A 19,804-nucleotide genomic window follows, 5' to 3' on the forward strand; every position below is an offset into this window, starting at 1 on the left:
CGTGAATATGCGCTCCCTCACTAGAGGCGACGGCGTGGTGATCGGAGCAGCGGTGGTGCTGTTCATCGCCTCTTTCCTCCGGCTCAGCAGTTACACATGCCCCGCGGGTCTCAACTGTTCCAGTTACTCGGCCCCGAACGCCTGGGACGCGCTTTCGTTGCTCATGAGCATCTTCCTGGGCGGCATCATCGCGGCGGCGCTCGTCGTGGTCGGCCGCACCATGCCGAACCGCAAGGTCGTCGGCTTCGAACTCGGCCAGCTCGGTGCCGCGTTCAGCGTCTTCGTGCTGTGGACGGCGTTCTGGACGCTGATCGACTCCAGCAACCCGGGCGCCGGCCTGATCCTCAGCCTGCTGGGCGCGGCCCTGCTCGCGTTCGGCGCGGTCGGCACCCCGCTGATCCCCGCCCTCCGGGCACCGCTGATGGGTGCGCCGAGCCCGAACCCGCAGGCCGTGCAGCCGCCGTACGGCGGCCAGCCGCAGGCCGCCGGCCAGGGGTACGGCTACCCCGGCGCCCAGCAGGCGTACGGCGCGCAGCAGGGCCAGCAGCCGACGTACGGCGCGCAGCCGCAGGCCGGTCAGCCCCAGGCGGGCCAGCCTCAGGCGGGGCAGGCGCAGGCCGGTCAGCCGCCGGCGGGCCAGGCGGGCGGCGCTCCGGCCGGTGACTTCGCGCCGTTCTGGTTCGCGGTGCCGGTGGCGCGTCCGCTGTACGGCGAGGACGGTTCGCCGTCGCCGATCGCCGAACTGACGCCGGGCACCTGGTACCTCGCGGTCGAACAGCGCGGTTCGGCGCTCGTCGCCCAGACCCAGGACGGCCGTCGCGGCGTGCTCCAGGACACCACGGGCATCCAGCGCGGCTGAGCCCTCGTGCCGAACAGTGGCCCCAGGCCCTTCCGGGCAGGGGGCCACTGTCGTACCCTCCCTCGCACCAGATATCTGACGGGCTATCAGAAATCCGGGAAGGTGGCGGCATGCGGCTCGGACTCGCGCTCGGTTACTGGGGCCGCGGCCCGGACCCCGGCCATCTGGAGCTCGCCCGGGAGGCGGAGGAGCTGGGGTACGCCTCGGTGTGGACGGCGGAGGCCTGGGGCTCCGACGCGTTCACCCCGCTGACCTGGATCGCCGCCCACACCTCCCGCATCCGGCTGGGCACCGCCCTCGCGCAGATGGCGGCGCGCAGCCCGACCGCGACCGCCATGCACGCGCTCACCCTCGACCATCTCTCCGGCGGGCGGATGATGCTCGGTCTGGGATTGTCCGGGCCGCAGGTGGTGGAGGGCTGGTACGGACGGCCGTTCCCCCGCAGTCCGTTGACCGCGACCCGCGAGTACGTCGACATCGTCCGGCAGGTCCTCGCCCGCGAAGCGCCCGTCGTGCTGGACGGGCGCTTCCACTCCCACCCCTACGGCGGCCCGGACGGTACCGGTCTGGGCAAGCCGCTGAAGTCCATCACCCACCCGCTGCGCGCCCGGCTCCCCGTGCTGCTCGGGGCGGAGGGACCGAAGAACATCGCGCAGACCACGCGGATCGCCGACGGCTGGCTGCCGCTGTACTGGTCGCCGATGCGCCCCGAGGTGTACGAGGCATCGCTCACGGGCCTGCCCGAGGGATTCATGATCGCGCCGATGGCCCGTGCGCGGGTCTGCGACGACGTGGCCGAGGGCCTGCTGCCAGTGAAGGCGATGCTCGGTTTCTACATCGGCGGGATGGGACACGCGGCCCGCAACTTCCACGCCGATCTGATGGCGAGGATGGGGTTCGAGGAGGAGGCCCGGCGCGTGCAGCGGCTCTTCCTCGAAGGGCGCAGAGAGGAGGCGGTGCTGGCCGTGCCGGACGCGTTCGCCGACGAGATCTCGCTGGTCGGTCCGCGGCGGCGGATCGCGGAACGGCTGGAGCTGTGGCGTGCGGGGCCGGTGACCGACCTGCTGGTGACGGCGCCGGATCCGCACACGCTGCGGGTGCTCGCGGATCTCAGCTGACGCTTCCCGGCGGCCGGTCCGGGTCCGTGGGCCAGACCTCCGCCGCGGTGGCCGCCACGGGGACCCGGGGCTCGGAACGCCCTCGGCCCGGCCGGTCCGGGTCGGTGGGCCAGCAACCCGTGCGGCCCGCGGTTTCGAGCCGCGGCAGGCGTGCGGGCTGCGCCGGCCGGGCACGCGACCGGGCCGCGGCACGCTCCCAGGGCTGGGGGTCCGGATACGTCAGGAGTTCCAGGGTGCTGCCCCACGGGGTGCGCAGATACGCGAACCGGTTGTGCTCACCTGCCTCGGGGCCGGGCAGCGGCTGGGGCCCTGCGAGGAGGGTGGCCCCGGCGGCCACGCAGTCCCGTACGGCCTCGTCCAGGTCGTCGGCGTAGAACGCCACGTGCTGCCAGCCGAAGTCGCAGGGCCGCGCCGGGGGTTCGCGGCGCGGGCCCTCGAACTCGAACAGCTCGATCCCCGGTCCCTCGACGCCCATGTCCTCGCCCGGGATGGCCAGCATCCTGACCGCCAGCTGCTGGGTGCCGACCGGGACCCCGAGCCGCCGCTCGACGTCCGGTCCGCCGCGTGGCCCGTCACGGCGACGCAGGGTGTCGTACAGCACCACGGCGCCGAACGCTCTGGCCAGGAAGAGGGTGGCGGTCTCCAGATCGGGGACCGTCACTCCGATGTGGTCGATACCTCGCACACGTGTGGCCGTCATGGGTTCACCGCTCCTGTCCCGGTACCGCGCGAACGCTCCCGCCCGGCGCCCCGCGGGCATCCGTCTCCCGGCGCCGCGCGGGCGTACCTGTCGTCCGGCGCCGTCCCGCCGTCGTGCCGGCCGTGCCGCCCGCGGCCCGGTCCGCCCGACTCTTCACCCGGTCCGTCTCGTCCGCCCGGTCCGCCCGGTCCGCCCGTTCCGTCTCGTCCGCCCGGTCCGCCCGGTCCGCCTCGTCCGCGCCGCATCCCGTCCCGGCGCGGATCCGGGTCGGCACCGCGCCCTCGCTCGTCCAGGCCAGCAACTCGTCGACCGGCCATGTGGTGACCACGCGCTCCGCAGGGACACCACACTCCTCGGCGCGGGCACAGCCGTGGATCTGCCAGTCCAGCTGGCCGGGCGCGTGCGCGTCGGTGTCGATGGCGAAGAGCACACCGGCGTCGACGGCGCGGCGCAGCAGGCGGCGGGGCGGATCGAGCCGTTCGGGCCTGCTGTTGATCTCCACGGCCGTTCCCGCCTCGGCGCACGCGGCGAAGACCCGGTCCGCGTCGAAGCGCGACTCGGGCCGACCGCGACCGGTGAGCAGTCGGCCGGTGCAGTGGCCGAGGATGTCCGCGCGCGGGTGGCGGACGGCGGCGATCAGGCGCCCGGTCATCGTCGCGGCGTCCATCCGCAGCTGGGAGTGGACGGAGACCACCACCACGTCCAGCCGTTCCAGCAGGTCGTCGTCCTGGTCGAGCGAGCCGTCGGGGAGGATGTCGCATTCGATGCCGGTGAGCAGCCGGAACGGCGCCCACCGGGCGTTGAGTTCGGCGATCTCGTCCAGTTGCCGGCGCAGCCGCTGCGGGGAGAGTCCGTTCGCCACGGTCAGCCGGGGAGAGTGGTCGGTGAGGGCCGCCCACGCGTGGCCCAGTTCCGCGGCCGTGCTGCCCATCTCCTCGATCGGGCTGCCGCCGTCGGACCAGTCGGAGTGCAGATGGCAGTCGCCGCGTTGCAGGGCGAGGAGGGCCGTGCCGCCCTCGGGGCGCGGAGCGGTGGCGGCCGACTCCTCCAGACGCGCCAGATAGCCGGGCACCTTCCCGGCCAGCGCCTCGCGGACCACCTCGGCGGTCCTGGGTCCGATGCCCCTGATCGACTCCAGCGAGCCGTCCGCGGCGCGTCGTGCCGCCTCGCCGTCCGCCAGGCCCGCCACCGCGTCGGCGGCCGTGCGGAACGCCTGTACGCGGTAGGTGTCGGCACCGTCGCGTTCGAGCAGGAAGGCGATCCGTTTCAGGGCGCGCACGGGCTCCATCGGCACCTCCACAGGGCTGCCGGACGCGGCGGTGCGGGGCATCCCGGCCATCCGGCATCCGGCCATCCGGCGCCCGCACCACGGGCTGTCCCTTCCAGCTTGACCCAGCACCGCGCCGCCCGCACGCCACAGGTGGCGCGCTCCGGCCCGAAGCCCACCAGCACCGCGTCCGCCAGCAGCTCGCCCCAGCCGCTGTCGGCCGACAGGCGCCGGTCGAGGACGAGCATCGCGCCCGGTGAGCGGGCCGCGCGGCGTCACGGTCCTCCCGGGCCTCGGCACGGCTCAGCGTAGGCCGGTCACCGTCGTCGTGGTCAGGTGCCCGGTGCCCGGCCGCTACAGCGACGGGGCGTGGCAGCAGTCCGGTTCCAGTCCGTGCGGCAGCCGCTCTCCGCCGAACACGGTCGTGGTGGCCTCGTCGCCGCCGAGCGCGGCGACCGCGAGCAGCAGTGAACCGGCGGTCCAGGTGGTGAGTTCCTCCGGCCAGAACGCCCGGTTGCCCTCGAAGACGTACCCCGTCCAGTACAGGCCGCCCTCGGCACGCAGGTGCCCGATGGACTGGAGGATCTCCAGCGCGCGGTCCGACTCGCCCACCACCCAGAGCGCCAGGGCGAGTTCGCAGCTCTCGCCGCCGGTCACCCACGGGTTGGGGAGCACGCAGCGCACCCCGAGGCCGGGAACGACGAAGCGGTCCCAGCCCTCCTCGATCCGCTCCCGGGCCGCCGCTCCGGTGACCGCGCCGCCGAGGACCGGGTAGTACCAGTCCATCGAGTAGCGGCTCTTGTCCAGGAAGCGTTCGGGGTGCTCGCGGATCGTGTGGCCGAGGGCCCCGGCCGCCAACTCCCAGTCGGGTTGCGGCTCCTCGCGCCGTTCGGCGAGGGCGAGCGCGCAGCGCAGCGCCTGGTGGATGGAGGAGCAGCCGGTCAGCAGCGCGTCGTGGACGGGTGTCCCGTCGGCCTCGCGCTTCCAGCCGATCTGGCCGCCGGGCCGCTGGAGGCGCAGTACGAACTCGACGGCGGCGTGGACGGTCGGCCACATCCGGTCGACGAACGCGTCGTCGCCGGTGGCCAGGTAGTGGTGCCAGACGCCGACGGCCACGTATGCGCAGAAGTTGGTCTCCGCGCTGCGGTCGGTCGGCCGTTCCGGGTCCCCGTCGTCGTAGGCGGCGTACCAGGAACCGTCAGCGTTCTGGTGCCGGGCCAGCCACGCGTACGCGCGTTCCGCGGCAGCGTGCTCGCCCGCGGCGTCCAGGGCCATGGCGGCCTCGACGTGGTCCCACGGGTCGAGGTGGTGGCCCCGGAACCAGGGCAGTGCGCCGTCCTCACGCTGCACGGCGAGGAGGGCGGAGACGGTCTCGGCGGCCTGTTCGGCGGTGAGGACCCCGGGCAGGACGAGGTGCTCGGTCTGCTCGGGAATGGTCACGCCTCGGCCCTGGACAGGTCCTCGGCGGCGACGGCGGTGCCGGTCGTCGCGGCCGGACCGGCGGCGGCGTTCCCGGCCACGGGGAGGTGCGGCTTGGTCGCGTACGCCACGAAGCTCTTGCCGACCACCGGGTTGAGCAGTTGCTCGGTGACCCGGGTGAGCGCGGGCTTCTTCATGATGTCCCAGACCAGCAGCTTGTGGTACGCGCGGACCGGCAGCGCCTTGTCGTTGTCGACGCCGAACGCGCACTTGAGCCACCAGTACGGCGCGTGCAGGGCGTGGGCGTGGTGGGTGCCGTACGGCTTGAGACCGGCGCCGCGCATCCTCGCGAGCAGTTCGTCGGCCTTGTAGATGCGGATGTGCCCGCCCTCGACCTCGTGGTAGGCGTCGGAAAGCGCCCAGCAGACCTTCTCGGGGCCGTAGCGCGGGACGGTGACGGCGATCCGGCCGCCCGGCTTCAGGACCCGGACCATCTCGGCGAGCACGCCCTTGTCGTCGGGGATGTGCTCCATGACCTCGGAGATGATCACGACGTCGAAGGACTCGTCGGGGAACGGCAGGTTGAGCGCGTCGCCCTCCATCGCGGTGGCGGTGGCCCCCTCGGGGGCCTCCCCGGCCTCCTCCATCGCGGCGAACCACCTCGCGACCTCGCGGATCTCCTCGCCGTTCCGGTCGAGGGCCACGACCCGGGCGCCACGCCGGTAGCACTCGAAGGCGTGGCGTCCGGCGCCGCAGCCCAGGTCGAGCACCCGGTCGCCTGCGGCGAGCGGGAAGCGGGTGAAGTCCACGGTCAGCACGGGTGCCTGCTTTCGCGGTCGGAGGGATCGGCGGGGATCAGTGGGCGGGGCTACGGAGCAGGGGGGCCGAGGCGGCCGCGGACGCGGGTGCCGGGGTCAACGGTCGCCGCCGGCGAGGGCGGTACCGGCACGGGCCGCGGCGATCGCCTCGCGGTAGCGGGCGACGGTGCCGATGGCCGCCTGCTTCCAGGTGAACCGGGACAGCACCCGGGCGCGGCCCGCGGCGCCGAGCCGGGCCCGCAGGTCCGGGTCGTCGAGCAGCCGGACGAGCGCGTCGGCCAGTGCTCCCGGGTCGGCGGGCGGAACGGACAGGCAGGTCTCGCCGTCCGGTCCGGCCACCTCGGGGATCGCGCCGCCGGTGGTGGCGACGAGGGGCGTGCCGGTGGCCATGGCCTCGGCGGCCGGCAGCGAGAAGCCCTCGTACAGCGAGGGCACGCAGGCCACCTGGGCTCCGCGCACCAGGTCGACGAGTTCGACGTCGCTGACGCCCTTGACGAATTCCACGGCGTCCTGGAGCCCGTGCCGTTCGATGGCCTGCGCGACCGGTCCGTCCTCGGCCCGCTTGCCGACGACCACGAGATGCGCCCGCGGGTTCCCGGTCCGGACCTTGGCGAGCGCCTCGACGAGATGGACGAGGCCCTTCAGCGGGACGTCGGCGCTGGAGGTGGTGACGATCCGGCCGGGTATCTCATGGACGGACGGGTCGGGCGACCACAGGTCGGTGTCCGCGCCGATGTGGACGACGTGGACCCGGTCCTCGCGCACCCCGAGGTGATCGACGATCTCCTGCTTGGAGGAGCCGGAGACGGTGAGGACGGAGGGCAGTCGGCGTGCGACCCGCTTCTGCATGCGGGTGAAGCCGTACCAGCGGCGGACCGAGGCACGCCGACGGCGGGTCTCGGCGGCGTCCAGCTCCAACTGCCGGTCGACCGTGATGGGGTGATGGATGGTCGTGACGAGGGGCGCACCCAGGTCCGTCAACATGCCGTAGCCCAGGGTCTGGTTGTCGTGCACGACGTCGAAGTCGCCGCGGCGGGCGGCGAGATGGCGCCGGGCCCGCAGGCTGAAGGTGAGCGGCTCGGGGAAGCCGCCGGTCCACATGGTCGCGACCTCGGCGGCGTCGATCCAGTCGCGGTACTCGTCGCGCTTCGGGGTGCGGAACGGGTCCGGCTGGCGGTAGAGGTCCAGGCTCGGCAGCTCGGTGAGCGGGACGCCTTCGTCGAGCACCGGATACGGCTGGGCGCCGATCACCTCGACGCTGTGGCCGAGGCGGGCGAGTTCGCGGCTGAGGTGGCGCACGTAGACGCCCTGGCCGCCGCAGAAAGGATTGCCCTTGTAGGTGAGGAGTGCGATGCGCAAGGGTCGTTCGTCGGCATTTCCCGACGGGTCGCCGCTCGCGCGGGGGCCGGTCTCTATGGCCTCGGCGGTCACACTCGGCCCCCTTCTCACTGCGTTTTCGCCGGAGCGTAACCGCTCACGCTAATCTAGAACAAGTTTCAGACCGGTCCGTTCAATGAGCTACGAATCTACCGGCAGGTAGCGTCGGTGCAACGGCCGGATCGGGTGATTCGCGCCACGACCGGCGCCCTGGCATGCTGTGCGCCGCCGGGAGACCGAGCACCTCCTTCCGGTCGCGGACGAACGCCATGGATGGGGGACACATGACCGCGGGAGCCAGACCGGCATCGCCACCCCTGACCGAGCGCCAGGAGGCCCGCCGCCGCCGCATCCTGCACGCCACCACCCGGCTCGCCGTCCGGGGCGGGTTCGAGGCGGTGCAGATGCGCGAGGTCGCCGAGGCCGCCGGGGTCGCCCTCGGCACGCTGTACCGCTACTTCCCCTCCAAGATCCATCTGCTGGTCGCCACGATGCAGGACCAGCTCCAGCAGATGCACACGACCCTGCACAAGCGACCGCCGTCCGGGGAGCGCCCGGCGCAGCGGGTGGCCGACACCCTGATGCGGGCGTTCCGGGCACTCCAGCGCGAGCCGCATCTGGCGGACGCGATGGTGCGGGCGCTGACCTTCGCCGACCGCGGCGTCAGCCCGGAGGTGGACACCGTCTCGCGGATCACGACGGCGATCATCCTGGACGCGATGGGGCTGGAGGACCCGACGCCGGAGCAGCTCTCGGTGGTCCGGGTCATCGAGCACACCTGGCACTCGGCGCTGATCACCTGGCTGTCGGGGCGGGCGTCGATCGCCCAGGTCAAGATCGATATCGAGACGGTGTGCCGGCTGATCGACCTGGCGGCCCCGGAACGCGCGCACACCGCCTGACGGGCCCGGAACGCGCACACCGCCCGACGGCCCTCGCGCACGCACATCTCCTGACGGTTCGTCAGGTACCCGGGCGCGGCCCAGTGGACGCGCCCGGGTGCGGCAACCCGGCGGCGCACCAGGACGCTTGACGACCCGACGACCCGACGACCCGACGGTCCGGCGCCCCCGTGGCCCGCGCCCCGCGCCCGCCGGCCGGTCGGCGTCCCGCGACGCCGGCCGCCGCCCATGTGCGGCCGCCACATGTCCGCCGCGTCAGGTGGGGTGCTCTGCACCATGTCGACGGCGGCGCGGTGTTCATACGGTTCGGCGACATCCCATGAACTCGCCGAGGAGCCGGTCATCATGCGTCGCACAGCCACAGGCACCGCCCGCCGCCGCCCCAGATCACTGTCCGCCGTCGCCGTACTGGCCTCGGCCGGCCTGCTGCTGGCCGGGTGCACCGCCGCCGGCCAGGCGGGCGAGGGAGAGTCCGGCGGGGACGCCAAGGACCGGAGCGTGAAGGTCGGTCTGGTGTACTCCCGCACCGGGCTGCTCGCCGACTACGGAAAGCAGTACCGCGACGGGTTCATGGCGGGCCTGGACTACGCGACCAAGGGCACCGGGAAGATCGCCGGTCACCGGATCGAGGTCACCGAGCAGGACGACGCGGGCGACCCCGGCAAGGCGGTCTCGGCGGCCAAGAACCTGATCGGCAAGGGTTACAAGGTGCTGGCCGGCACCACCGATTCCGGGGTGGCGCTCCAGATGGCGCCGCTCGCCGCCCAGAACAAGGTGCTCTACATCAGCGGGCCGGCCGCCACCGACGCCGTGACCGGGATCAACGACTACACCTTCCGCTCGGGTCGGCAGTCCTACCAGGACATCCTCACCGCCGGGGCGATGCTCGGCGGTGCCGAGGGCAAGAAGGTCACGGTGCTGGCCCAGGACTCCACCTTCGGTCAGGCCAACGTCGCCGCGGTGAAGGAGGTCCTGGGCGCCCGCGGCGCGAAGGTGGGATCCGTGCTGGCCCCGCCCAGCGCCACCGACCTGACCCCGTTCGCCCGGCAGGTCAAGGCGGGCGCACCCGACCTGGTCTTCGTCGCCTGGGCGGGCTCCACGGCACCGGCCCTGTGGACGGCACTGGACCAGCAGGGCGTACCGGCGGCGAGCAAGGTCGTGACGGGCCTCGCCGGGAACGCCTCGTACCCGGTCTTCGGGGACGCCGGTGCCAAGGTGTCGTTCCTCGCCCACTACTTCCCCGGCGCGGGCGGCGACAACGCCGTGGAGAAGGCCATGCTCGACGCGGTCGCCAAGGCGGGCGGCACCCCGGACCTGTTCACCCCCGACGGGTTCACCGCCGCCCAGATGGTGGTGCGGGCCGTCGAGAAGGGCGGCGCCACCGACACCGCCGCGATGGTGAAAGCCCTGGAGGACTGGACCTTCGACGGGGTGAAGGGCGAGGTGCGGGTCCGCGCCGAGGACCACGCCCTGCTCCAGCCGATGTTCGTCGCGAGGCTCGACGGGAAGGACGGCGACGCGAAGCCGCGGCTGGTGTCCACCGAGCCGATGGACGAGGTGGCACCGCCCGCGAAGCCCTCGGCGGGCTGACCGATGCCCGGACCGCACACCACCGCGCACCACCCGGGCGACGCCCCGGGTGGCGCCCCGGCCACCGCTCCGGTGCTCCGGCTCACCGGCCTCGGCTGGCGCGTCGGCGGGGCGACGATCGTCGAGGACGTCTCCCTGGACGTCCGCGAGGGCGAGTTCCTGGCCTTCATCGGCCCCAACGGGGCGGGCAAGACCTCGCTGTTCAACCTGGTCAGCGGCCTGGCCCCGGCCACCACGGGCACCATCGAACTGGACGGCGCGGACATCACGGGCCGTCCCGCGCACGAGCGGGCGAGGCGCGGCATCGGCCGCACCTTCCAGACGTCGAGCCTCTGGCCGGGGATGTCCGTCGCGGACCACGTCCGACTGGCCGCGCAGGCAGCCCGCGGCGGCTCGTACCGGCTGTGGCGGCGCGCCTCCCCGTACACCGCCGAGGTGGCCGACGTACTGGAGCGCACCGGTCTCGGCCACCGGGAGCGCGCGCTGGCGTCCGCACTCTCGCACGGCGAGAAGCGGAAGCTGGAGCTGGCGGTGCTGCTGGTCGGCGAACCGCGGCTGATGCTGCTGGACGAGCCGATGGCCGGGGTGAGCGCGGAGGAGGTCCCCGCGCTCACCGAACTGATCCGCACCCTGCACCGGGACGAGGGCCGCACCGTCCTGATGGTCGAGCACCACATGGACGTCCTGCTGGGGCTGGCCGACCGGCTCGCCGTGATGCACCACGGCAGTCTGCTGGCCCTGGACACCCCCGAGGCCGTGACCGCCGACCCGACCGTGCAGCAGGCCTACCTCGGGGAGGAGCTGTGACGACCGGACCCCTGCTCGCCGTACGGGACCTGCGGGTCCTGATCGGCGGCCGGCACATCCTGCACGGCGTGGACCTGGACGTCGCCCGGCACGGGGTGACCGCGCTCCTCGGCCGCAACGGCGCCGGGAAGACCACCACCGTGCGCGGCGTCCTCGGTCTCGTCCCGCGCACCGGCAGTGTGCGGCTGGACGGGACCCAGACCGTGTCGATGCCCACCCACACCGTGGTGCGGCTGGGCGTCGGCTACGCCCCGGAGGACCGGGGGATCTTCGCCGGGCTGACCGTGGCGGAGAACCTGCGGCTGGCCGAGCGCCCCGGTGCGGGTGAGCCCGCGTACCCGCTCGTCCATGAACTTTTCCCCGAACTTAAGCGTCGGGAGCGGCAGTTGGCTGGGACGCTGTCCGGTGGTCAGCAGCAGATGGTGGCGATCGGGCGCACGCTCCTGAACGGCAACCGATTGATCATCGCCGACGAACCCACCAAGGGCCTGGCGCCCAAGGTGGTGACCGAGGTCGCCCAGGTGCTGGAGCGGGCCGCCGACGCGGTGCCGGTGCTGCTGGTGGAGCAGAACCTCGCCGTCGTGCGGCGCCTGGCCGTGCACTGCGCGGTGCTCGCCGACGGTCGCACGGCCCACCAGGGCCCGGCCGCCGAACTGCTCGCCGACGCGCAGGCGGCGCGGCGGCTGCTGGGCGTGGGGCACGGCCCGGCCCCCCACGCCGCCTCCGTGGAGGCGGATTCACCGCCCATGGAGGCGGATTCACCTTCCGTGGAGGCGGATTCCTGATGTCCACCGTCGTACTGCTCACCATGACCGGACTCGGTCTGGGGGCGCTCTACTTCCTCGTCGCGTCGGGCCTCTCACTGATCTTCGGCCTGATGGACGTGCTCAACTTCGCGCACGGGGCGCTGCTCTCGATCGGCGCGTACGGCACCTGGTGGGCGGCGTCCGGGAACCTGCCCGGCGCCGGGCCCGGCGGGGCGGGTTTCGTCCTCGCGGTGCTGTTCGGTACGGCGGTGGGCACGGCGGCCGCCGTGCTGCTGGAACTCACCGTCGTCCGCCCGCTCTACACCCGGCCCCGTGAGCAGGTGCTCGCCACGGTCGGGGTGGGGCTCGCCGTCCCCGCGCTGCTGTCGGGGATCTGGGGCTCGGACGCCCGGACCTTCCCGGGGCCGAAGGCGCTGTCGGGCACCTTCGAACTGCTCGGCGCCCAAGTGCCGGTCAACCGGCTGGTGCTGGTCGCCGCGGCGGTCGTGGTCCTGGTGGCGCTGCGGCTGTTCCTCGGCCGCACCCGGCACGGCCTGGTGGTGCGCGCCGGGGTCGAGGACCGGGCGATGGTCACCGCGCTCGGCATCGACGTGCGCCGGGCGTTCACCCTCGTCTTCGCGATCGGAGGCTGCGCCGCCGCGCTCGGCGGGGCGCTCGGCGGCCTGTACTTCGGCTCGGTCGACCCCCACCAGGGGACCTCACTGCTGATCTTCGCGTTCGTCGTGGTGGTCACCGGCGGCATGGGCTCGGTGACCGGTGCCGCGGTGGCGTCCGTGGTCATCGGCCTGGTCCAGCAGTTCGCCAACTACTACACCGCAGCGGGCCTCGGCGACCTGGCCGTCGTCGTCCTGCTCGCCGCGCTGCTGCTCGTCCGGCCGCGCGGACTGACCGGGAGGCTCGCATGAGCGCCGTCACCGAGACACCCGACCGCACCGCCGACAGCCACCACGGCCGGCCCGCGGGACCGTCCGCCGCCGGGAACCCGGTCCGGGCACTGCGCCGCTGGTGGCCCGCCGCCGCACTGCTCGCACTGCTCGTCGCACCGTTCAGCGCGCTGCCGCTGCCGGGCCTCCTGGACGGCCCGGTCGGCAGTCCGGGCAGTCTCCAACTCCTGGCCACCTGCCTGCTGTTCGGCGCCCTGGCGACCGGATACGACCTGCTGCTCGGCCGCACCGGGCTGCTCTCCTTCGGGCATGCGCTGTACTTCGCCGCAGGCAGCTACGCCACCAACCTGTTCCTGCTGCAGGCGGGTCTGCCGTTCGCGGTGTCCGCGCTGCTCGGCCTCTGCTCCGGGACGGTGCTCGCGCTGGTCCTGGGGTCGGTGAGCCTGCGGGTCACCGGCATCGGCTTCTCGATGGTGACGCTGGCCTTCGCCCAGGCGGGCTCGATCCTGGTGTCCCGCGACCCCGGTGGTCTCACCGGCGGCGAGGAGGGGCGGGCCGCCCCGGCCGAACTGCTGCCGTCCTGGCTGGTGGGCATCGACCACACCGCGAACCTGTACTGGGTGGCGCTCGGCTATCTCGTCCTGACCCTGGCCGTCGTCCACTGGGCGGTCCGCTCCCCCACCGGGCGGGTCTGGGAGGGCATCAAGGAGAACGAGCGCCGGGTGGAGGTGCTCGGGCTGAAGCCGTACGGGTTCAAACTGACGGCGTTCGTCCTGGCCGGGGCCCTGGCCGCGCTGGGCGGCCTGGTGCACCTGCTGCTCACCGGCGGCTCGACCCCGCAGACGACCACCTCCGACTTCACCCTCTCGCTGCTGGTGATGGTGGTGCTCGGCGGATCGGGCACCCGCTGGGGCCCGATGGTCGGCGGCATCCTGTACACCTGGGCCGATCACCGGCTCGGCGATCTGGCCGGATCGGGCGCGGTCGCGGACCTGCCCGCGGTGCTCCGGGTGCCGCTGTCCCAGCCCCTGTTCCTGCTCGGTGTGCTGTTCATCGCCGTGGTACACCTGCTGCCGGGCGGCCTGGCCCGGCTGCCCGCCCGGCTGGCCGCCGCGCGCCGCGGATCGGCCGCAACCCCGTCCCCGGCCCCCGCCCGGAAGGAGAACGGATAGTCGTGATGCCGTACGAAGAGATTCAGGTCCCCGTGGCCGGAGGCGAGTTGGCGGTCCTGCGCTGGGCGGCCCGGGAACCGGACGCCCCGGTCGTCGTCGCCCTGCACGGCATCACCTCCAACGCCCTGTCCTGGGGTCCGGTGGCCCGGCTGCTGGACGGCCGGGCCACGCTCCTCGCCCCGGACCTGCGGGGCCGGGCCGGGAGCGCCGCGCTGCCCGGCCCGTACGGCATCGCCACGCACGCCGACGACATCGCCGCCCTCACCGGGGCGCTGGGCCTGGACCGGGTGGTGCTGGCGGGCCATTCCATGGGGGCGTTCGTGACGGCGCTGGCCGCCGTACGGCACCCGGACCGGTTCGGGCCGCTGCTGCTGGTGGACGGCGGGATCGGCTTCCCCGCGCCCACGCACCTGTCCCCGGACGAGCTGATGACCGCGGTGATCGGCCCGGCCATGGACCGGCTGTCGATGACCTTCCCGGACCGGGCCGCGTACCGCGCGTTCTGGCAGGCGCACCCGGCGTTCGCGGACTCCTGGTCCAACGAGGTGGACGCCTACATCCAGCGCGATCTGACCGGCGAGGAACCGGCCCTGCGCTCCACCTGCCGGATCGAGGCGGTCCGCACCGACGGCATCGGCCTCTTCGACGAGGAGGTGCTGACGGCGATCCGGAAGCTGCCCGCCCCGGCGACGCTGCTGTGGGCGCCGCGCGGGCTGATGGACGAGGAGCAGGGCCTGTACGACGAGAACCGCCTGGCGGCGGCCGACCTCGGGGGCACGCGGGTGACGCCGGTGCGGGTGGCGGATGTCAACCACTACACGGTGCTGACCGGCGAGGAGGGCGCCGGGGAGGTCGTACGGCACCTGCTGGAGCTGTGCGGCGCCCGCTGACGCGGGACGAGGACCTGTCCGGCCGGTGGCGTCGAACGCCTCCGGCCGGACTTCCCGGAACGGGTCACCTCTCCCGATCCCCCACCAACTGATGCAGTTTCAAGGCGAGTTGGATTTCCAGCGCCCGCCCGGGTTCGTTCCAGTCGTGGCCCAGCAGCACGTGCACCCGGTCCAGCCGCTGCACCACCGTGTTGACGTGGACGTGGAGTTCGTCCTTGGCCCGGACCAGGCTGCCTCCGGCCCCGAAGTAGGCCCGGAGGGTCCGTACGAGATGGGTGCCGCGCCGCTCGTCGTACTCCAGCAGCGGCCCCAGCGTCGCCCGCACGAAGCCGTCGACGTCCTGCCCGTTGCCCAGGACCACGCCCAGGAAGCCGAGTTCGCCGACGCACGCTCCCTCGCCCGCGCGCCCCAGGACCCGCATGGCGCGCAGGCAGCGGACGGCCTCTTCGTACGCGGCGGCCAGCTCCCGGACCCCGCGGGCGGGCCCGGCGGCGGCCACGGTGACCGGTGCCTGGACCAGTTGCCCGAGCTGGGCCGCCGCCGCCCGCGCCGCGACGGCGGCGTCCGGCCCGCCGCCGTCGGCGCCCGCCCCCGGGCCACCGGCACCCGACCCCGGGTCGTCGTCGAAGGCGGTCAACAGCACGACGTTTCCCTGGTGTTCGGCGCTCACCCCCTGGCTGCCGCCGCCGAAGAGGTAGCGCACCGCGGCCGGGGCCAGCCTCCCCCGTGCACCGCCGTCGGCCAGCAGCAGGAGGTGCGGCCGTTCGAGGTCGATGCCGAGGCGCCGGCCGCGTTCGACGAGACCGGCCGGATCGCGCCCCGCGTCCGTCAGCAGATCGCCGATGAGCTCCCCGCGCACCCGGTTCTCGGTCTCGGCCACCGTGCTCCGCAGCAGCAGAAGCAGCCCGGTGACCACCGAGGCCCGCTCGAACAGCCGCCGGTCCGAGTCGTCGAGCGGTGCGCGCCGGTGCAGCACCAGTCCGGCCATCAGCTCCCGACCCGCGAGGACGGCGCAGATCCACCGCCCGTCGCGGTGCACGGCGCGAGCGCCCGTGCGGGACTCCTCCGCCGTCTCGGCCAGCCATCCGGCGTCCGTGCTGTCGGCGGCGAAGTCCTCGCCATCGGGCCGGACGGCCGCCAGGGGCCGTCCGCCGGGGTCGTGGATCGTGAGCGGCGAGTCCAGCAGCGCCGCGACCGCGGCGGCGACGTCCTTGACGTCCCCGCCTCGCAGCACCAGGTCCGTCAGCCGGTCGTGGGCCTCCTCGGCCCGTCGCATGGCCGCCGAGTGCGCCCGCACCGCGGCGTTGGCCTCCGCCAGTTCCGCGTTCGCCTCGGCCAGTCCGTCCAGGGCGGAACGGGTGTCGGCGAGCGCGCGGGCGGTGTCGATGGCGATCGCGGCATGCGCGGCGAGCGAGCACAGCAGGGCGACCTCGTCGGGGCTGAACACCCGGGGCGCGCGGTCGGCGGCGAACAGCACGCCAATGACCTTGGCCGTGCCACCGCGGCTGGAACCCAGGAGCAGGGGGACGCCCAGGATGGCGACGAGGCCCTCGTCCAGCACCCCGGCGTTGATGTTGCGGGTGTGACGGAAGCGGTCGTCGGTGCGGTAGTCGTGGGTGGCGTACGGGCGGGCGGTCTGCGCCACCAGCCCGCCGAGCCCGTTGCCCAGTTCCAGCCGCAGTTGCTGGAAGAGCACCGACACCGAACCGTCGGTCACCCGCATATAGGTGTCCCCCGCCTCCTCGTCGGGGAGCGTGAGGTACGCGGTGTCCGTGCCGAGCAGCATCCGCGCCCGCCGGACGATCGCCTTCAGCACATCGTCCAGCTCGCGGGAGGCGGCCAGATCGCCCGCGGTGTCGAAGAGCGCGGTGAGCTGGAGTTCCCGGCGCCGGTGCTGGCGCAGGGCGCCCCTGATCCGCAGGGCGGTGGTGGTGGCCCGTTCCACCTCCGCCAGATCACCGGCCGCCACCCCGGCGGCCCGCGCCTGCGAGGAGACGGCGCCCAGCGCCTCGGCGGGGGCGTCGTCGGCCAGCAGGTCGAGGAGACGCCGCAGATGGGGCGCGGCGGAGGCGGTGGCGGCACCGGGCTCGGCGGAGGTGCTGGCGGTGGCGGTGGCGGCACCGGGCTCGGCGGAGCCGGTGGGCTCGGCGGGCTGGGACGGATCAGACATGGCGGCCGGAATTCATAGGGATCGGTGGGTCAGTTGGCGGTCCAGCCGCCGTCCATCGCGAGTGACGTGCCGGTGATGTGCCCGGTGTGCGGTCCGCAGAGCCACAGCACGGACTCGGCAACCTCGTCGGGTTCGATCAGCCGCTTGATCGCGCTGCGTTGCAGCATCACCCGGCCCACCACCTCCTCCGGAGAGATGCCATGCGTACGGGCCTGGTCCGCGATCTGGTTCTCGACCAACGGTGTGCGTACGTAGCCGGGGTTGACGCAGTTGCTCGTCACCCCGTGCTCCGCCGCTTCGAGCGCCACCACCTTGCTCAGCCCCTCCAACGCGTGCTTGGCCACCACATAGGCCGACTTGTAGGGGCTGGCCCGCAGACCGTGCACGGACGAGATGTTGACCACCCGCCCCCAGCCGCGTTCGTACATGCTCGGAAGGGTGCGGCGCAAGATGCGGAACGGAGCCTCCACCATGACGCGCTGGATCAGCGCGAACCGTTCCGGCGGGAACGCGTGCACGGGGGCGACATGCTGGAGCCCCGCGTTGTTGACCACGATGTCCGCGTCGGCGGGCAGCGCGTCCACCGCCTCCGGAACGGAAAGGTCGGCCACCCACACCGTTCCGCCGATCGCCCCGGCCACCTCCGCGGCGGCCTCGGCGGCACGGTCCACCACATGGACGTGGGCGCCCGCGGCAGCCAGGGCCTGGGCGCAGGCCCGCCCGATCCCGCTCGCGGCCCCCGTCACCAGGGCGGTGCGCCCGGCGAGCGGCCGGTCCACCGGCGGGGGCGCGCCCCCGGCGGCGGACGGTGCGGCGTCCGGCACGGCGCGCGTGACGGAGTTCGGGGCGGCATCCGGAACGGAGTTCGGATCGGTATCCGGGGCGAAGTTCGGGGCGGTGTGCCGGTCGGGCCCGCGGTCCGGGCGCTGAGGAGTCTCCATGGCCGTCACCGTAGGGAGGCCGGAGCCCGTGTCACACGGGGCCGGTACACATACCGACGCACCCCGGCATGGTGGCGACGTACATGGTGCGGGCCCGGACCGGGACGGCCGTGGGTCGGACCCGAGCCCGGCATCGGCCCGGCCCGCTCCGGTCCGCCCCGACCTGGGGCCGCACGTCCGACCCGACCCGGCCCAGGACTGCCGCACGTCCGACCCGGCACCGTCACCAGCCGGGCAGCCGAGCCCCGAGGGGGGCAACGGGCCGCGGCCAGGGTCGCCCGCTGCTCCGCGATCAGCTCCCGGTCCACCGCGGCCAGGCTCTGCCGACAGCGGGTCTGCGCGGTGAAGCGCACTCGCTGTCGACACGCGCAAGGGCGGCCGGGCACACAGCGGGAAGCCGGGAATGTCCGCCGGGCCCATGGGCGTAGCGGACACCGGCTCGTAGCGTCCGCCCCGCAGGACTCACCCGTAACGACACGTCCACGTACACGCCCTCGTACCGTCCGGACGGCCGGAATACCCCCGGGCCATCGAGCACAGGGAGGCACCCGTGCGCCCATCGATCCTGCGACGCCTGCTCCGGCGCGTCGCCCCCACCGCCGCGCTCGCCCTCGCCGCGGCGACGACTCTCGCCACGGCGACGACGAGCCCCGCGGCAGCCGCCCCGCAGGCCGCAACCGCCTCGCCGTCGGCCGCCGAGGCCCCCACGTCGACCATGGCGGCGGCCGGTGGCCTGCAACAGGTCACCGGTTTCGGCTCCAACCCCGGCAACCTCCAGATGTTCGCGTATGTCCCGGCCGGACTGCCGGCGGACGCGCCCCTGGTGGTGGCCCTGCACGGCTGCGCCCAGACCGCCGACGCCTACTACACCAACTCGGGCTGGCCGAAGTACGCCGACCTCTGGGGCTTCGCCGTGGTCTTCCCGCAGACCACAGCGGCCAACAACGCGCTGTCCTGCTTCAACTGGTTCGATCCGGCCGACAGCGACCGGGGCCGGGGCGAGGCCGCGTCCGTCGCGCAGATGGTGGAACACGCGAAGCAGCGCTACGGCTCCGATGCGAACCGGGTGTATGTGACCGGCCTGTCGGCGGGCGGCGGCATGGCCGCCGACCTGCTGGCCGCGTACCCGGACGTCTTCGCGGGCGGTTCGATCGCCTCGGGCCTGCCCGCCCAGTGCGCGACGAGCCAGGCGGGCGCATCGGCCTGCCAGACGGGCACGGTGAAGCTGACGCCCGCGCAGTGGGGCGACAAGGTCCGCAACTCCCACCCCGGCTACTCCGGCCCCTGGCCCCGGGTGGCGATCTGGCAGGGCACGGCCGACTACACGGTCTACCCGGCCAACGCCACGGCCCTGCGCGACCAGTGGACCGACGTCTGGGGCATCGGCCAGACCCCGTCGTCCACGGACGCCCTCCCCGGCAACACGACGCGCAGCACGTACGACGACGCCTCCGGGAAACCGGCCGTCCAGACGTACTCGGTGTCCGGCATGGGCCACGGCCTGGCGGTGAACCCCGGCACGGGCGCGGAACAGTGCGGCTCGACGGCCGCGTACTTCCTGGACGCCATCTGCTCCACGTACCACACGGGCGTCTTCTGGGGCCTGGACCAGGGAGCGCCCGGAGGCGGCGGCGATCAACTCCCCGCCCCGTCCGGCCTGCGGGTCACAGACGTCACGCCGGACAGCGTCTCGCTCTCCTGGACCGCCGTCGAGGGCGCGGCCTCGTACACGGTCCGGCGCGACGGCACGCCGGTCGCCTCCCCCGCCTCCACGACGTACACCGACACGGGCCTCACCGCCGGTACCGCCTACCGCTACACGGTGACCGCCGTCGACGCCTCGGACGCCCCCGGCCCGGCCTCGGCCCAGGTGACGGCGACCACGACCGGCTCCGCCCCCGCCCGCTGTTTCACGGCGAGCAACTACGCACACGTGGCGGCCGGAAGGGCCCGCACCACGCTCGGCTACGTCTACGCCAACGGCTCGAACCAGAACATGGGCCTGTTCAACATCTTCATCACCCACACCCTGCGGGAGTCCCCGGCAGGCTACTTCGAGATCGCGGACACGGGCTGCACGTCCTGAGCACCCCCCTCGCCCCCCTCCGGGAGGCGGTCGTGCG

Annotated in this window: 16 protein-coding genes and 1 pseudogene; 10 read left to right on the top strand and 7 right to left on the bottom strand. The window is 73.6% G+C overall.

What is annotated here, in order from left to right:
- The first annotated feature begins 1 nt into the window (after position 1).
- Positions 2 to 859 (top strand): hypothetical protein, encoded by an 858-nt coding sequence (locus ACIHCL_RS02430; RefSeq protein ID WP_399856055.1) that lies wholly within the window; start codon positions 2 to 4, stop codon positions 857 to 859.
- A 110-nt stretch (positions 860 to 969) separates the two neighbouring features.
- Positions 970 to 1,977 carry an LLM class F420-dependent oxidoreductase gene (locus tag ACIHCL_RS02435; RefSeq protein ID WP_399856058.1) on the top strand — a complete coding sequence of 336 codons (1,008 nt, stop codon included), beginning with the start codon at positions 970 to 972 and terminating at the stop codon, positions 1,975 to 1,977.
- Here ACIHCL_RS02435 and ACIHCL_RS02440 read toward each other — a convergent pair.
- From ACIHCL_RS02440 to ACIHCL_RS02460, 5 genes and pseudogenes are all read right to left on the bottom strand, one after another.
- Entirely contained in the window at positions 1,970 to 2,677 is a 708-nt protein-coding gene (locus ACIHCL_RS02440) for a VOC family protein (RefSeq protein WP_399856061.1), read from the bottom strand. The two genes, ACIHCL_RS02435 and ACIHCL_RS02440, sit on opposite strands and share 8 nt — an antisense overlap.
- Before the next feature lie 262 nt (positions 2,678 to 2,939).
- Positions 2,940 to 3,965: pseudogene (locus tag ACIHCL_RS02445) on the bottom strand (PHP domain-containing protein); the annotation flags it as partial.
- Between the two features lie 333 nt (positions 3,966 to 4,298).
- The gene (locus ACIHCL_RS02450; RefSeq protein WP_399856064.1) at positions 4,299 to 5,384 is read right to left on the bottom strand and encodes a prenyltransferase; all 1,086 of its coding nucleotides are present in this window, start codon (positions 5,382 to 5,384) and stop codon (positions 4,299 to 4,301) included.
- Positions 5,381 to 6,181 carry a class I SAM-dependent methyltransferase gene (locus tag ACIHCL_RS02455; RefSeq protein ID WP_399856067.1) on the bottom strand — a complete coding sequence of 267 codons (801 nt, stop codon included), beginning with the start codon at positions 6,179 to 6,181 and terminating at the stop codon, positions 5,381 to 5,383. The genes ACIHCL_RS02450 and ACIHCL_RS02455 overlap by 4 nt, the downstream gene beginning before the upstream one ends.
- 96 nt (positions 6,182 to 6,277) lie before the next feature.
- Complete coding sequence (locus ACIHCL_RS02460) at positions 6,278 to 7,612, bottom strand: glycosyltransferase family 4 protein (protein ID WP_399856070.1); 1,335 nt, start codon at positions 7,610 to 7,612, stop codon at positions 6,278 to 6,280.
- 230 nt (positions 7,613 to 7,842) lie between these two features.
- Between ACIHCL_RS02460 and ACIHCL_RS02465 the strand changes: the two genes are divergently transcribed.
- The 7 genes from ACIHCL_RS02465 (at position 7,843) to ACIHCL_RS02495 (ending at position 14,570) form a co-directional block, all read left to right on the top strand.
- Positions 7,843 to 8,460, top strand: a complete 618-nt coding sequence (locus tag ACIHCL_RS02465) for a TetR family transcriptional regulator (RefSeq protein WP_399856072.1) — start codon at positions 7,843 to 7,845, stop codon at positions 8,458 to 8,460.
- A gap of 345 nt (positions 8,461 to 8,805) precedes the next feature.
- The gene (locus ACIHCL_RS02470; protein ID WP_399856075.1) at positions 8,806 to 10,050 is read left to right on the top strand and encodes a substrate-binding domain-containing protein; all 1,245 of its coding nucleotides are present in this window, start codon (positions 8,806 to 8,808) and stop codon (positions 10,048 to 10,050) included.
- A gap of 3 nt (positions 10,051 to 10,053) precedes the next feature.
- Complete coding sequence (locus ACIHCL_RS02475) at positions 10,054 to 10,857, top strand: ABC transporter ATP-binding protein (protein WP_399856077.1); 804 nt, start codon at positions 10,054 to 10,056, stop codon at positions 10,855 to 10,857.
- Positions 10,854 to 11,642, top strand: coding sequence for an ABC transporter ATP-binding protein (locus ACIHCL_RS02480; RefSeq protein WP_399856080.1), 789 nt, complete (start codon positions 10,854 to 10,856; stop codon positions 11,640 to 11,642). The genes ACIHCL_RS02475 and ACIHCL_RS02480 overlap by 4 nt, the downstream gene beginning before the upstream one ends.
- Entirely contained in the window at positions 11,642 to 12,529 is an 888-nt protein-coding gene (locus tag ACIHCL_RS02485; protein WP_399856083.1) for a branched-chain amino acid ABC transporter permease, read from the top strand. The genes ACIHCL_RS02480 and ACIHCL_RS02485 overlap by 1 nt, the downstream gene beginning before the upstream one ends.
- Entirely contained in the window at positions 12,526 to 13,680 is a 1,155-nt protein-coding gene (locus ACIHCL_RS02490; protein ID WP_399856086.1) for a branched-chain amino acid ABC transporter permease, read from the top strand. Before ACIHCL_RS02485 ends, ACIHCL_RS02490 begins: the two co-directional genes overlap by 4 nt.
- Positions 13,681 to 13,685: 5 nt before the next feature.
- On the top strand, positions 13,686 to 14,570 hold the full coding sequence (locus ACIHCL_RS02495) for an alpha/beta hydrolase (protein ID WP_399856088.1): 885 nt from the start codon (positions 13,686 to 13,688) through the stop codon (positions 14,568 to 14,570).
- A 64-nt stretch (positions 14,571 to 14,634) separates the two neighbouring features.
- On the opposite strand, the gene ACIHCL_RS02500 is transcribed toward ACIHCL_RS02495, so the two are convergent.
- Positions 14,635 to 16,740, bottom strand: a complete 2,106-nt coding sequence (locus ACIHCL_RS02500) for a helix-turn-helix domain-containing protein (RefSeq protein WP_399856091.1) — start codon at positions 16,738 to 16,740, stop codon at positions 14,635 to 14,637.
- A 29-nt stretch (positions 16,741 to 16,769) separates the two neighbouring features.
- Positions 16,770 to 17,681, bottom strand: a complete 912-nt coding sequence (locus ACIHCL_RS02505) for a 3-hydroxybutyrate dehydrogenase (RefSeq protein WP_399856094.1) — start codon at positions 17,679 to 17,681, stop codon at positions 16,770 to 16,772.
- Positions 17,682 to 18,231: 550 nt separating this feature from the next.
- Here ACIHCL_RS02505 and ACIHCL_RS02510 point away from each other — a divergent pair.
- Positions 18,232 to 19,767 carry a PHB depolymerase family esterase gene (locus tag ACIHCL_RS02510; RefSeq protein ID WP_399856097.1) on the top strand — a complete coding sequence of 512 codons (1,536 nt, stop codon included), beginning with the start codon at positions 18,232 to 18,234 and terminating at the stop codon, positions 19,765 to 19,767.
- Positions 19,768 to 19,804: the final 37 nt, after the last annotated feature.

The organism is Streptomyces sp. NPDC052042 (genome assembly GCF_044548345.1).
Taxonomy (GTDB): domain Bacteria; phylum Actinomycetota; class Actinomycetes; order Streptomycetales; family Streptomycetaceae; genus Streptomyces.